We start from the raw sequence: 12,928 nt of genomic DNA, 5'->3' as shown, positions 1-12,928 counted from the left end.
CCACCCGCACTCCCACCCGCAGGGCGCCGGCTCCGCCGCGGGCTCGCGCCCGCAGCCCGCTCCCGCCCACACGCTGATCCAGCCGCGGACGGAGGTGCCGCAGGGGCGCGGGTTCCGGCCCAACTGGTTCCTGGTGACGCTGGCCGCCGTGATGGCGGTGGCGGTCGGGCTGACCGGCTGGTACTTCTCCCAGTCCGACCCGGTCATCGTTCCCGACCTGGTCGGCAAGGACATGGCGATCGCCGAGAAGAACGCCGCCGCGCTCGGCCTCGTGGTCCGCACGGGCGACGGCGAACACGACGAGAAGGTGGCAGCCGGCCTGGTCCTGCGCACCGACCCGGCGGCCAAGAGCGAGGTGGACGACGGCACCACGATCACGCTGGTGCCCTCGCTCGGGCCCAAGCGCGTCATCGTGCCCAACGTGGCCGGCATGACCGAGAACGACGCCCGCGTGGCGCTCGCCGACGCGGACCTGACCGTCGACTCGGTCAAGCGCCTGGCCAACAAGGAGGTCGAGCGCGACAAGGTGATCCGCACCTCGCCCCAGGTCGGCGAGAAGGTGAAGCAGGGCGCCAAGATCGACGTCTTCGTCAGCGCCGGGCTGGTCATGCCCGACGTGGGCGGCATGCCCAAGGACCAGGCCGCCGGCCATCTCAGCGGGCAGGGCTTCCAGGTGCAGGTCAACGAGGTGGACGACGACGCCGAGCCGTGCACGGTCATCGCCCAGGAGCCCAAGGCGAAGGCGGAGGTCGACAACGGCGCCCAGGTCATGATCACGGTGGCGCGGTGCCAGACGGACTTCTGGGACTGGTTCGGCGACCGCGACGGCGAGGGCCGCGACGACCGGCATCTCCGCGTGGTGCCGGGGGTGCTCGGCAAGGAGCTCAGGGACGCCAGGTCCGAGTTACAGGCCCTGGGCTTCAGCGTACGGGTGCAGCGGCTGGTCAACGCCGGTGTGGTGAAATACCAGCGGCCGCTGCCCAACAGCGAACGCCCCTCGGGCAGCACGGTCTACCTCTGGCAGTGAGCGTCCCGCACCTGCAACCGCCCCCACGTCGTGACGAGCGGCCGGTAGCCCTGGCGGGACCAGAACGGCACTGACAGCGGGTTCTGGGCCGCATAGTGCACCAGCACGGTCTCGACGCCGGCCGCCGCCACCGTGGCGTGGGCGTGGCCGGCCAGCGCGGCGCCGATGCCGCGGCCCCTGCCGCCCGGGCGCGCGTAGAGGGACCCCACGTACGCGACGGGCGACGCCTCCACGGCGGGCGCGACCCACCCCGCGTGGTCGGGGTGGTGCACCGAGAGCATGCCGGCGACCTCACCGTCCTGCTCGGCCAGCCAGCACCAGCCGTCACCACGGGCGAGTTTCTCCTCCAGCTCGGCCCTCGCGGCGGCGGGCGTCGAGGGCAGCACCGAGATCCAGCCGAACTGCGCCTCGTAGGCGATCAGGTCGAGGTAGAGCCGGCACATGGTGTCCAGGTCGTCCGCCACGGCAGGGCGTACAGAGAGGGCCGGTCGGCTCGCGGCAGGGCCGACGGAGGAGACACGGACGGCCGGGCCGTCGGAGGAGACACGGACGGCCGGGCCGACGGAGGAGACACGGACGGCGAGCACGGAACGCGGCGCGAACCCCCGCCTGGCCAGCGCTGCGACGGGCGCGGTGTCGCGGCTCGGCCAGTTCACCACGAGCCCGGATCCCGGCTCGGCGTCGAGAGCCGAGATCCAGCGGTCGAGCAGGTGGCCGAGCGCGCCGGCCGGGTCGTCACCCGCGACCGCGGCCCGGAGGGTGTGAATGGCCGGCGGGCCCCAGTGCACCGACCGGGCGCCCGGGACCGCCGTGGCGGTCGAGGGCGCGCCGACGGCGTTCCCGATCTCGATCAGGTCGTCGCTGAGCTCCGCGACGGCGGCGAGGGGGTCGGCGGCCCGCACCCGGGCGCGATGGCGATCGATCACGTCGTTCACCGTTCGCACCCTACGTGGGCCGCGGGTCGCACGGTCAGGCCAGGTGGCCGTGGAGGCGGACCCTGGCCAGGCCGCCGTCCGGGTAGATGTCGACCCTGACGTGGGTGACGGAACCGGGGTGGTGCAGCCGGAAGCGGTGCGGGGTGTCGGGCTGGAGCCTGGTCCTGGGCAGCAGTTCGGCCTCGTGGCGGCCGTCTATCCCGGTCAGCGCGACCGCGACGGGCGCGTTGTGGAGCAGGTTCGTGGTGTCGATCTCGGCCAGTTCGACGACGCCGCGGCCGGCCAGCCGGATCACCAGCCAGTCGTTGCCGCCGTCCCTGCGGCGCGCGGTCTCCCAGCCCTCCGCCTGGTGGCGGGCCAGGCCGGGCGCGATGACGTTGCTGGGGGCGGAGTAGAAGGCGTCGGAGCAGCCGGTGACGAGAGCGCCGTTCGCCAGGGCGGCCAGGTCGAGGCCGAGGCCGTCGTAGACGGACAGGTCGGGGCGGGCCTCGCCGTGCACGCGCAGGCGGGCGACGCCGCCGTCGGGATGGATCTTGAGGCGGACGTGGGTGTAGCGGCCCTGGTCGGCGACCTGGAAGTGGTGCTCGGCGTCGCCCTTCAGCCCCGCCTTGGGGACGATCTCGGTCCACGGGGCGGCGAGCAGCTCGGCAGGTGACGGATGGCCGTCGACGCAGGCGGCGTCGACGGAGGCGTACGGCGGGTAGTTGCCCGTGAACCAGGCCGTGTCGATCACCACGGCGCGGATCACGCCGGGCACGCCCAGCCGGACGACGGCCCACTCGTGTCCGGGCTCGCGCCTGCGCCGGGTCTCCCAGCCGTCGTACACCTGGCCCTTGTTGCCGAAGGTCTCCGGCTGGAAGCCCGGCCTGCCCGGCCTGATCAGGCTCTCCTTCTCGGCGAACGACTCGTCGCTCGCCGCCACCACGGAGCCGCCGAACGTGCGCAGCGCAAGGTCGGGCAGGGACGGGGTGCCGCAGGAGTGTGCCATCTACGGTCCTTCCAGCAGGAGCCGGCCGCAGGGCCGGCCGTCCACCGGCCGGCCGCGCAGCCAGGTGGTCAGTACGGCGCCCTTGAGCGTGCGGCCGTGGTAGGCGGTGACCGGGTTCCTGTGGTGGAGGGCGGCGGCGTCGACCGGGTCGGACGCGGCCGGGTCGAACGCCACCAGGTCGGCGTCATGGCCCGGCGCTATCCCGCCTTTTCCGGTGATGCCGGCCAGGGCGGCGGGATTGGCCGACATCCAGCGGACCACGTCCGCCAGCCCGTACCCCCTGCGCGACGCCTCCGTCCAGATCGCGCGCAACCCGAGCTGGAGCGAGGCGACGCCGCCCCAGGCAGCGGCGAAGTCAGGCACCTTCAGCTCGGCCGGCGACGGCGAGTGGTCGGACACGACGCAGCTCAGCACGCCCCTCCCCAGGCCGTCCCAGAGCAGGTCGCGGTTGGCCTCCGCCCGGATGGGCGGGCAGCACTTGTAGGCCGTGTCCCCCTCGGGCACCTGCTCGGCGGCCAGCGTCAGATAGTGCGGGCAGGTCTCCGCCGTGACGGCCACGCCCCTGGCCTGGGCCTGCTCCAGGACGTCGAGGCAGGCGGCGCTCGAGACGTGCAGGACGTGCACCCTCGCCCCCGTCTCCTCGGCCAGCCGGACCACCTGCTCGACCGCGCTGCGCTCGGCCCGCTCCGGCCGCGAGTCGAGAAACTCCCGGTATGTCGGCCCGGACGGCTCACCGAGCAGCGCCGGGTCCTCGGCATGCACCACCATCATCCCGCCGAGCCCGGCGAGCTCCGTGAGGGCCTGCCGCGCCTCGGAGAGGCCGAGCGGCGGGAACTCCTCCACGCCCGAGGGCGACAGGAAGCACTTGAAGCCGCGTACCCCGCGCTCCAGCAGCGGCGCCAGCTCCTTGAGGTTGCCCGGCACGGCCCCGCCCCAGAACGCGACGTCCACGTGGCACAGGTGCTCGGCGGCGGCCAGCTTGGCGTCGAGGGCCGCGACGTCCACGGTGGGCGGCAGCGAGTTGAGCGGCATGTCGACGATCGTGGTGACGCCTCCGGCGGCGGCCGCCCGGGTCGCCGAGGCGAACCCTTCCCAGTGGGTCCGTCCCGGCTCGTTGACGTGCACATGGGTGTCGACCAGGCCGGGGAGCAGGGCCAGGTCGCGCAGGTCGACGTCCTCGGCGGCGTCGAGGGGCGCCGCGTGGTCGTACAGGGCGGCGATCTTCTCCCCGCGCACGGCCACCGCCGCGGGCCGCACGCCGTCGGGGGTGACGGTCCTGCGCGATCGTACGACGAGGTCGAAGCTCATCCGGCGCCTCCCCCGAGCCCGCGGTCGGCGGCCAGCCGGGCGGCGAGGCGTTCGAGCAGCGGGCCCGCCTCGGCCATGCACCGGGCCTCGTCGGGCTCCAGGTCGGTCAGGGCGTAGGCGGCCTCGATGCCCGCCGCCTTCAGTTCGGCGTCGGAGAGGGTACGGCGGCCGCAGACGGCCACGACGGGCACCCCGGCCCTGGCGGCGGCCTGGGCCACGCCGACCGGCGCCTTGCCCCGCAGCGACTGCTCGTCCAGCGACCCCTCGCCCGTGATCACCAGCCGCGCGTCGCGCGCCAGCTCGCCGAACCCGAGCAGGCCGAGCAGGTAGCCGATGCCTGGCCGCAGCTCGGCGTGCAGGAACGCGAGCGCCGCGAACCCCACCCCGCCGGCCGCGCCCGCGCCCGGCGCCCCGGCCACCCCCATCGCCCGCGGGGTGTCGTCGTGCTCGTGCTCATGGTCGCGCCCGCTTCGCTCCTCGTTGGCTCGTTCCTCGCTCTCTCGTCGCGAGCTCCTGCGCTCGTGCTCATGGTCGCGCCCGCTACGCTCCTCGTTGGCTCGTTCCTCGCTCTCTCGTCGCGAGCTCCTGCGCTCGTGCTCATGGTCGCGCCCGCTACGCTCCTCGTTGGCTCGTTCCTCGCTCTCTCGTCGCGAGCTCCTGCGCTCGACGGCTCCGGCCAGCCCGTGTGTGGCGGTCGCCACCGCCGCCAGCCGGGACAGTGCGCGTTCCAGGGTCGTGACGTCGCCGGGCGTCGCGCCCTTCTGCGGCCCGTAGACGGCGGCGGCGCCGTGCGGGCCGAGGAGCGGGTTGTCCACGTCGCCGGCCACCACGAACTCCACCCCGGACACGTCGAGGAATCCGGACAGGTCGATGCGGGCGAGGTCTTTCAGCGCGGCCCCGCCCCGGGAGAGGTCGTCGCCGGCGGCGTCGAGCAGGCGGGCGCCGAGCGCCTGGACCATGCCGGCGCCCCCGTCGGTGCACGCGCTGCCGCCCAGCCCCAGGACGACCCGCGTGGCGCCGCGGCGTACGGCGTCGGCGACCAGCTCGCCCGTGCCGTAGCTGGTGGCGGTCAGCGGCTCGCGCCCGCCGGGCAGCCGGCGCAGCCCGGACGCCTCCGCCAGCTCGACCACGGCCGTGCCGTCCTGCCAGGCGTAGGAGGCGGGGATCCGCTCACCGGTGGGGCCGGTCACCTCGATCGTGACCCGCGTGAAGCCGCTTGCCGCGGCGGCGGCGACGGTGCCGTCACCGCCGTCGGCGACCGGCAGCTCCACCGTGGGAACGCCGAGCCCGGCCGACACGCGGGAGGCCACCTCCGCCGCCGTCAGCGACCCCTTGAACTTGTCCGGAGCGACCAGAACAGGCTGAACCACAACGAACTCCCACATGATGGTGAACAATGTCCGGACACGCCTTCCTGCCCGGTGCGAGCGGGCGGGAAGGCGTGACTCATCATCACATCCGGACGATCGGCGGGCGACCACCGGCCCGCCCCTCGGCTCACCGCCGGTGTCACTTGTCCTGGACGTGCCGCGCCGCGCGCACGCCGCGTTCCCCGGCCAGCCGCACGAGCCGCTCGCGGGCGGCGGCGCCCGCGCGTCCGGCCGCGTCCTGGGAGACGGTCCGAAGCTCGCCGCCGGCCACCACGGTCCGCCCACCGATCAGGACGAGGGCGGGCGGCGGCGCGGGCCCGAAGACCAGCGCGCACACGGGGTCGGGGACGGCGGCGGCGAACGGCCCGGCCACCGGCCACAGGACGAGATCGGCCAGCTTGCCCGGCTCCAGCGAGCCGAGCTCGTCCGCCCGGCCCAGGTTGCGGGCGCCGCCCAGGGTGGCCAGCTCCAGGGCCTGGCGGGCCGTGAGCGCCTGCGGGCCGTGCCTGGCCCTCTGGAACAGCAGCGCCTGGCGCATCTCCCCCGCCAGCGGGGTCAGCTCGGAGGAGGCGCTGCCGTCCACGCCGAGCCCCACGTTCACGCCGCGGCGCAACATCTCCGACACGCGGGCGATGCCCGCCCCGAGCCGCCCGTTGGATGAGGGGCAGTGGGCCGAGCCGGTGCCGCTGGCGGCGAGCTTGCCGATGTCGGCGTCGCTCAGGTGCACGGTGTGCGCGAACCACACGTCGGGCCCGAGCCAGCCCAGCTGCTCCATGTAGTCGACGGGCCGCGCGCCGAACTGCTCCAGGCAGTGCTCGTCCTCGTCCAGGGTCTCGGCGATGTGGGTGTGCAGGCGCACGCCCCTGGACCTGGCCAGCGCCGCGGACTCGGTCATCAGCCGGGCGCTGGCCGAGAACGGCGAGCACGGCCCGACCGCGACGCGCAGCATGGAGGAGAACGACGGGTCGTGATAGGCGTCGACGGCCTCGGCCGTGGCCGTCAGGACCTCGTCCAGTTCCTCGACGACGACGTCCGGCGGCAGCCCGCCCTTCGACTCGCCCAGGTCCATGGAGCCGCGCGCAGGGTGGAACCTCACGCCGATCTCGCGCGCGGCCTCGACCTCGGCCGCGAGCAGGTCGCCCCTGCCCTTGGGGAAGACGTAGTGGTGGTCGCTGGAGGTGGTGCACCCCGACAGCGCCAGCCAGCCCAGCCCGGCCGATGCGGCCCCCTTGACCACCTCGGCGTCCATGGCGGCCCACACCGGATAGAGCGACACCAGCCACTCGAACAACGTCGCGTCCTGGGCGAGCCCTTGCGAGGCCCACTGGTAGAGGTGGTGGTGGGTGTTGACCAGGCCGGGCGTGGCCAGGCAGCCGGAGCCGTCGATCCGGGTCGCGCCCTGCGCGCCGGGCGCGGGCCCGGCGCCCAGCGCGGCGATCCGGTCCCCCTCGATCCTGATGTGCCCGGAGGGGATCTCGGGGCCGGTGACCGGCGCGATGTGCACGTTCTCGATCACGATGACGGGCCGGGACGGCGTGCGCGGCTCGCTCATGTGGCCGCCTTGCGCCGCGCGGCCAGCCGTACCGCGTCGAGGATCTTCTCGTAGCCCGTGCAGCGGCAGAGGTTCCCCGCCAGCGCCTCCCTGATCTCCGCGTCCGAGGGCCGCCCGGTGCGCGCGATCAGGTCGTGCGCCTGCACGATCAGCCCCGGCGTGCAGAAGCCGCACTGCACCGCGCCGCACTCGGCGAACGCCTCCTGCACCGGGTCGAGCCGGTCCCCCTCGGCCAGCCCCTCGACGGTACGCACCTGCCGTCCCTCGGCCTGCCCGGCGGCGACCAGGCAGGCGCAGACCGGCACGTCGTCGAGATAGACCGTGCACGAGCCGCATTCGCCCTGCTCGCAGGCGTTCTTGGAGCCGGGCAGTCCGAGCCGCTCGCGCAGCACGTACAGCAGGCTCTCCCCTTCCCACACGTCGTCGGCGCTCTCCTCGCGGCCGTTGACGGTGAAGGTCACGCGCATCAGGCGGCCCTCCTTCCCAGATGGTCGTTCCAGGCCCACGTGAGCGTGCGGCGGGCCATCACGCCGATGGCGTGCACGCGGTAGGCGGCGCTGCCCCGGACGTCGTCGATCGGCGCGGCGGCGGACGCGCACAGCTCGCCGAACCTCCTGAGCAGCGCCGGGTCGAGCGGCGCCTCCCAGTCGAGCTCCCGCGCCAGCAGTTCCTCGGCCTCGTACGCCCGCCGCGGGGTCGGCGCCGCCGACCCGAGCCCCGTGCCGGCCCACCGCTCCTCGGGACGCAGCACGAGCGCGAACGAGCACACCGCGATCACCATGGCGTTGCGGGTGCCGACCTTGGAGAAGTACTGAGGCCCCGTGGCGGGCCTGACGTGCACGGCCCTGATGAGCTCGTCCGGTTCCAGCGCGCTGCGCTTGACGCCCAGGTAGAACTCGGTGGCGGGGATCATCCTGACCCCCCGCTCGCGCGACTCCACCTCGATCACCGCGTCGGCGGCGAGCAGCGGCGGATGGCTGTCGCCGGCGGGGGAGGCCGCGCCGAGGTTGCCGCCGACCGATCCGCGGTTGCGGATCTGCGGCGAGCCGACCGTGCGCGAGGCCTGGGCGAGCCCCGGCAGCATGCCGCCCAGTTCCTCGATGATCGTCGTGTACGGCACCCCGGCCCCCACCCGGCAGGCGCCGCCCTCCATGCCCCACGCGCGCAGCTCGGCCACACGCCCGAGGTCGAGCAGCGCGGCGGGCCTGCGCACGTCGAAGTTGAGCTCCACCATCACGTCGGTGCCGCCCTGGAGCGGCACCGCGTCGGGCCGGTCCGCCTTGGCGGCCAGCGCCTCCTCCCACGTCGTGGGGCGCAAGAAGTCCATCGTCACTCCCAGGCGAATCCGGCGTCGGGCGCGTCCTCACGTAGCACACTGCCCTCGATCAGCCCGTACGGGCGGTCCGCGGCGAAGAAGACCTCGTTGTCGTTGGCGAGGCCGAAGGGCGACAGGTCCACGGCGATGTGGTGCTTGTTCGGCAGGGCGAGCCTGACCTCGCAGATCTCCTCGCAGGTGGCCAGCACCCGCTCGCCCATGGCGTACAGGGTCTGCTGCAGGGAGCGGCTGTACGTGCCGGTGAACGCCTCCACCAGGCAGCGCCGCACCCGCTCGTACGACGAGCCGTAGGAGGAGGTGCCGCCCGTGTGCCGCCACCGGGCCTCGACGGCGGTGGCGAGGACACGGTCGGCGGCGGGCGGCAGCGTGGTGTACTCGTCGACGGCGTAGCCGTGGAACTCCGATCCCGTCGAGTTGAGCAGCACCAGGTCCTTGAGCCCGGACACCACGCTGGCGCGGCCGTCGCGGTCGCGGTGGACGACGCACGTGCGCACCTCGCCGCCCTCGCGCGCGAACGAGTGCGGCCCTTCGCGGCGCCAGGCGTACTCCTCGATCTCCACCCTGGCGTGGTGGATCGAGGGTTGCGCGCCGGCGAAGTGCCCGGCCAGCAGGAGGGCGAACTCCTCGATCTGGCCGATGCCGTGTTTCCCGGCGAAGGCGTACACCGTGTTCTTCTGCGTGTCGGTCGGCAGCACGGCGGCGTTGTCGCCGGTCAGGTGGACGGCCTCCATGTCGCCCGACAGGGACGTGCTGACGTTGACGTCCTTGATGTGGTGCACGGGGCCGTCCTTGACGACGTGGACGAGCCTCGTCTGCGCCTTGCCGTAGCGGTTGGGACCGAGCTTGACGGCCATCTAGCTCCCTCGGTAGGTGGAGTAGGCGTACGGGCTGAGCAGCAGGGGCACGTGGTGGTGCCGGGCGGGGTCGGTCACGGTGAAGGTGATGACGACCTCGGGGTAGAACGTCTCGGTCAGGTAGCCGCCGGTGTCGAAGACGACGCGGTGCACGCCGGCGCCCGGCTCCCATCCGCCGATCCGGCCGTCGGCGTCGGTCCGCCCCTCGGCCAGGACCCTTCCTTCGTGCTCCAGGCGTACGCGCAGGCCCTCGGCGGGCAGCCCGGTGACCGCGTTCAGCACGTGCGTGGAGAAGCTCATCTCCCCTCCCCCATCAGCTTGGCCAGCCGCAGCCGGGTGATCGCGGCCAGTTCGGCGCGTACGACGTCGCGCTCGCTCTCCTCGTCGTTGCGCAGCCGCGAGGTGAGCCTGGCCAGCAGCTCGGCGCCGCTGAGACCGGTGGCGCAGACGAGGTAGACGTGCCCGAAACGTTCCTCGTAGGCCCGGTTGCCCTCGGCCAGGGCCGCGCGTGACGCGTCGTCGACCCCCGACTGTTCCTGCCGCGACCAGGCCGCCTCCGTACCGGTCGCGTCCGGCCGCTCGCCGATCCTCGGGTGCGCGCCGAGCGCCTCCAGCACCCCTGACCACTCCAGCTTCCGCACGGCCGCGTCCGCGGCGTCGAGCAGCGCGCCCAGCTCACCGTACGGCCGCCGCCCGGCGATCTCGGCGGCGAAGGCGGGGCAGGCGCAGCAGGCGAGCAGGTCACGCTCGGCCTCGTCCCGTGGCCGGGTGTTGAAGGCGCCGAGCGCGGCGAACGTGTCGGACATATCTGCAGTACACACATGCGCTACGTGCCCGGTCCATCCGTGAGAACTCCGAACCGGCCGCCCCGGCGACGGGCACTTTTGTGTCATGCTCCAAGCGTCAGATCATGATCACCGTCTTGCCCCTGGCGCGGCCTGCGGCGATGTCGCTCAGCACGGCCGGCGCCCGCTCCAGGGGCACCAGCGACTCGACGCGCACACGCAGCTCGCCGCCGTCGATCAGCTCGGAAAGGCGGGTCAGCACCTCAGGCGTGACCCGGTTGATCACGTTGACGCCGCGCAGCCCTCTCCTGGCCAGGGCGTCGGGGTCGAGCGCGTGGACGACACTGCAGATCACGCCGCCGGGGCGCAGCACGCCCGCCATGGCGTCGACCGCGCCGGACGGGCCGACCAGGTCGAACACCGCGTCGACGCCGTCCGGCCAGGCGGCCGCCACCTCCCCGGGCACGTCACCCTTGGTGTGGTCGACCGTCTCGTTCGCGCCCAGCTCCCGCATGAGCTCCTCCGCGTCGGGTGCGGCCGTGGCGATGACGTACGCGCGGCGCAGGGCGGCGAGCTGCGTGGCCGCCTGGCCCACCCCTCCCGTGGCCCCGATGATCAGCACGGTCTGCCCCTCGGCCAGGTCGGCGGCGTCGAGCAGGGCGCACGCGGTCGCGCTCGCCGTGGGCACGGCCGCGGCCTGCTCGGGCAGCAGGCCCTTGGGCATGCGGGCGACGGGCCCGTCCTGGGCCACCACGCCGTACTCGGCGTAGCTGCCGAGCCCGCGGGCGGGGTCGGCGAAGCGGCCGTAGACCTCGTCGCCGGGCCGGTAGGCGGTGACAGCGTCCCCCACCGCCTCCACGACCCCGGCGCCGTCCTGCCCCATGATGAGCGGGAATCTGGGCGACAGTCCCTTCATGGCGCCGCTCGCGATCTTCGTGTCGACCGGGTTGTAGGCCGCGGCCCGCAGGCGTACGAGCAGTTCGCCCGGTCCTGGTGCGGGCTCCGGCAGCTCGACGAGCTCCGGCCGGGCTCCGAAGGCGGAAATGGCTGTGGCGCGCATGGGCTCTCCCCCGTCTGGCCTGCGTTGGCGAACGAAGGAGGCGTTACCCGCCCACGTACCCGCCAAAGGGACCGGGCCGTGCTCTTGGAGCAAGCTTTGTGCGCGGCCGGGGATCCTCCGGGCGGCGGGCGGTGTCGCGCGGGATGTGTCCGCCACTGCGCCTACACTGGCCGTCATCATGACCCTGAAATCCCTGATCGGCGGACACGTGTCCGTGGCGGGCGGCCTCGCGACGGGCGGCCTGAAATACATGGCGGAGATCGGCGCCGAGATGATCCAGGTGTTCGTCACCAACCCGCGCGGGTGGGCGCTCACCGAAGGCAGACCCGACCAGGACGCCCAGCTCGCCGAGTCGGGCGTCGACACGTTCATCCACGTGCCCTACCTCGCCAACTTCGGCTCGCCCAGCCCCGAGACGCTGGCCAACTCCATCGCGATCGTGCGCCACACGCTGCGCCGCGGGGTGGCGACCGGCGCCAAGGGGGTGGTGGTGCACACAGGTTCCGCCGTGACGCAGTCCCGCGACGACGCGCTGCGCCAGACCCGCGAGAACCTGCTGCCGCTGCTCGACGAGATCCCCGACGGCGGGCCCGACCTGCTGTTCGAGCCGATGGCGGGCCAAGGCGCCATGTTGTGCGCCACGGTCCAGGACATCGAGCCCTACCTCGCGGCCCTCGACTGGCATCCGCGGGCCGGTGTCTGCCTCGACACGTGCCACGCCTTCGCCGCCGGTCACGACCTCGCGGCCGAGGGCGGGGTGCGCGAGACGTTCGACGCCCTGCACGCGATCGCCCCGGGGCGGCTCAAGCTGATCCACGCCAACGACTCGAAGGACGCCTGCGGCGCCAAGAAGGACCGCCACGAGAACATCGGGGCCGGCCTCATCGGCGAGCGGCCGTTCGCGGAGCTGATGCGGCACCCGGCGGTGGCGTGCGTGCCGATCTGCATCGAGACGCCGGGCAAGGCGCCCAAGCATGCCGAGGACATCGCCCTGCTGAAGCGGCTGCGCGACGAGTGAGCACCACGCGGGGCGCCACGCGGGGCGCCCCGCGAGACGCCCCGCGAGACGCCGCGCGGGACGCCGCGCGGGCTCCTGCGGCGGACGGCGTACGTCGAAGCGGGGCAGAACCGTAACCGGGCCACAGACCGTGATAGGGACGCCCGCTCGCGGGATCCGGCGCCCCCGTGGCCCGGATCGCGGGGCCGGCTCTCACGGCCTCAGCGGGCGCCCCCTCACAGAACGGCGTGGCGGGCCCTACCCCCCGGTCAGGGCCCGGCCGCCGCGGCGACCTGCGGTCGCCGGTGAATCCGGCGCATCAGATCTGCTGTGAGCCTTGCGGCTCGTCCCCCCAATGCGCCGGGGTGGCTATCCGATGCCGAAACACTACGGTCGCGATCTTGCGGGCGAAACCCCGTTTACGGACAGCTCGTCGAACGGTCTGTAGTCATCGCCATACGGAGAGTGCTAATGCGATGAGCGGTCGCCGTGCTGCGACGAGCGGCAGTCTGGGGGGCCCGCGTGAGGCTCCGGCACGTGCATCGTGGCCATCATCCGGCCCACCCCTCCCGGCACCCGGCACGGCGTGGCCAGGGAGATCATGACCATGGCGGCGAACGCCACCGGCACCGCCACCAGCGCCGGATAGGACGCCGGCTCCCCCGCCCGTACGCCCGCCTGCTCGCTCAGCACGAGCGCGGCGGTCACGCCACCCC

General features: G+C 73.7%; 13 protein-coding genes and 1 pseudogene. 2 read left to right on the top strand and 12 right to left on the bottom strand.

Annotated elements, in window-relative coordinates; all coding sequences use genetic code 11:
* Nucleotides 1–1,027, top strand: a 1,027-nt coding sequence (locus E1295_RS43680) for a PASTA domain-containing protein (protein WP_132640543.1), incomplete at its 5' end; no start/stop codon positions are given.
* Here the strand turns inward: E1295_RS43680 and E1295_RS43675 are convergent.
* From E1295_RS43675 to E1295_RS43620, 11 genes are all read right to left on the bottom strand, one after another.
* Nucleotides 1,012–1,962: a GNAT family N-acetyltransferase gene (locus tag E1295_RS43675; protein WP_132640541.1), complete on the bottom strand. Its 951-nt coding sequence runs from the start codon at nucleotides 1,960–1,962 to the stop codon at nucleotides 1,012–1,014. The genes E1295_RS43680 and E1295_RS43675 overlap by 16 nt on opposite strands.
* 34 nt (nucleotides 1,963–1,996) lie before the next feature.
* Complete coding sequence (alc, locus tag E1295_RS43670) at nucleotides 1,997–2,950, bottom strand: allantoicase (RefSeq protein WP_132640539.1); 954 nt, start codon at nucleotides 2,948–2,950, stop codon at nucleotides 1,997–1,999.
* The gene (gene allB / locus E1295_RS43665; RefSeq protein ID WP_132640537.1) at nucleotides 2,951–4,258 is read right to left on the bottom strand and encodes an allantoinase AllB; all 1,308 of its coding nucleotides are present in this window, start codon (nucleotides 4,256–4,258) and stop codon (nucleotides 2,951–2,953) included.
* The gene (locus E1295_RS51575; protein WP_246081108.1) at nucleotides 4,255–5,628 is read right to left on the bottom strand and encodes a glycerate kinase; all 1,374 of its coding nucleotides are present in this window, start codon (nucleotides 5,626–5,628) and stop codon (nucleotides 4,255–4,257) included. Before E1295_RS51575 ends, allB begins: the two co-directional genes overlap by 4 nt.
* Before the next feature lie 139 nt (nucleotides 5,629–5,767).
* Nucleotides 5,768–7,180: an 8-oxoguanine deaminase gene (locus tag E1295_RS43650; RefSeq protein ID WP_132640535.1), complete on the bottom strand. Its 1,413-nt coding sequence runs from the start codon at nucleotides 7,178–7,180 to the stop codon at nucleotides 5,768–5,770.
* The gene (locus E1295_RS43645; RefSeq protein ID WP_132640533.1) at nucleotides 7,177–7,647 is read right to left on the bottom strand and encodes a (2Fe-2S)-binding protein; all 471 of its coding nucleotides are present in this window, start codon (nucleotides 7,645–7,647) and stop codon (nucleotides 7,177–7,179) included. The genes E1295_RS43650 and E1295_RS43645 overlap by 4 nt, the downstream gene beginning before the upstream one ends.
* Nucleotides 7,647–8,507 (bottom strand): FAD binding domain-containing protein, encoded by an 861-nt coding sequence (locus E1295_RS43640; protein ID WP_132640531.1) that lies wholly within the window; start codon nucleotides 8,505–8,507, stop codon nucleotides 7,647–7,649. The genes E1295_RS43645 and E1295_RS43640 overlap by 1 nt, the downstream gene beginning before the upstream one ends.
* A gap of 2 nt (nucleotides 8,508–8,509) precedes the next feature.
* Nucleotides 8,510–9,370, bottom strand: a complete 861-nt coding sequence (gene pucL / locus E1295_RS43635; RefSeq protein ID WP_132640529.1) for a factor-independent urate hydroxylase — start codon at nucleotides 9,368–9,370, stop codon at nucleotides 8,510–8,512.
* Nucleotides 9,371–9,670: a hydroxyisourate hydrolase gene (gene uraH / locus E1295_RS43630; RefSeq protein WP_132640527.1), complete on the bottom strand. Its 300-nt coding sequence runs from the start codon at nucleotides 9,668–9,670 to the stop codon at nucleotides 9,371–9,373.
* The gene (uraD, locus tag E1295_RS43625) at nucleotides 9,667–10,176 is read right to left on the bottom strand and encodes a 2-oxo-4-hydroxy-4-carboxy-5-ureidoimidazoline decarboxylase (protein ID WP_132640525.1); all 510 of its coding nucleotides are present in this window, start codon (nucleotides 10,174–10,176) and stop codon (nucleotides 9,667–9,669) included. Before uraD ends, uraH begins: the two co-directional genes overlap by 4 nt.
* A 97-nt stretch (nucleotides 10,177–10,273) precedes the next feature.
* On the bottom strand, nucleotides 10,274–11,215 hold the full coding sequence (locus tag E1295_RS43620) for an NADP-dependent oxidoreductase (RefSeq protein ID WP_132640523.1): 942 nt from the start codon (nucleotides 11,213–11,215) through the stop codon (nucleotides 10,274–10,276).
* A 178-nt stretch (nucleotides 11,216–11,393) separates the two neighbouring features.
* On the opposite strand from E1295_RS43620, the gene E1295_RS43615 reads away from it, so the two are divergent.
* Nucleotides 11,394–12,233, top strand: a complete 840-nt coding sequence (locus E1295_RS43615; RefSeq protein ID WP_132640521.1) for a deoxyribonuclease IV — start codon at nucleotides 11,394–11,396, stop codon at nucleotides 12,231–12,233.
* A 447-nt stretch (nucleotides 12,234–12,680) separates the two neighbouring features.
* Here E1295_RS43615 and E1295_RS43610 read toward each other — a convergent pair.
* Nucleotides 12,681–12,928: pseudogene (locus E1295_RS43610) on the bottom strand (hypothetical protein); the annotation flags it as partial.

Origin of the sequence: Nonomuraea mesophila (assembly GCF_004352805.1) — a bacterium.
Classification (GTDB): domain Bacteria; phylum Actinomycetota; class Actinomycetes; order Streptosporangiales; family Streptosporangiaceae; genus Nonomuraea; species Nonomuraea longispora.
This window is presented reverse-complemented; position numbering and strand designations above follow the sequence as displayed.

Excerpts from the sequence above, each read along its gene's own strand:
- alc (WP_132640539.1), bottom strand. The coding sequence starts at position 2,950 with ATGGCACACTCCTGCGGCACCCCGTCCCTGCCCGACCTTGCGCTGCGC.
- allB (WP_132640537.1), bottom strand. The coding sequence starts at position 4,258 with ATGAGCTTCGACCTCGTCGTACGATCGCGCAGGACCGTCACCCCCGAC.
- E1295_RS43650 (WP_132640535.1), bottom strand. The coding sequence starts at position 7,180 with ATGAGCGAGCCGCGCACGCCGTCCCGGCCCGTCATCGTGATCGAGAAC.
- E1295_RS43645 (WP_132640533.1), bottom strand. The coding sequence starts at position 7,647 with ATGCGCGTGACCTTCACCGTCAACGGCCGCGAGGAGAGCGCCGACGAC.
- E1295_RS43640 (WP_132640531.1), bottom strand. The coding sequence starts at position 8,507 with ATGGACTTCTTGCGCCCCACGACGTGGGAGGAGGCGCTGGCCGCCAAG.
- pucL (WP_132640529.1), bottom strand. The coding sequence starts at position 9,370 with ATGGCCGTCAAGCTCGGTCCCAACCGCTACGGCAAGGCGCAGACGAGG.
- uraH (WP_132640527.1), bottom strand. The coding sequence starts at position 9,670 with ATGAGCTTCTCCACGCACGTGCTGAACGCGGTCACCGGGCTGCCCGCC.
- uraD (WP_132640525.1), bottom strand. The coding sequence starts at position 10,176 with ATGTCCGACACGTTCGCCGCGCTCGGCGCCTTCAACACCCGGCCACGG.
- E1295_RS43620 (WP_132640523.1), bottom strand. The coding sequence starts at position 11,215 with ATGCGCGCCACAGCCATTTCCGCCTTCGGAGCCCGGCCGGAGCTCGTC.
- E1295_RS43615 (WP_132640521.1), top strand. The coding sequence starts at position 11,394 with ATGACCCTGAAATCCCTGATCGGCGGACACGTGTCCGTGGCGGGCGGC.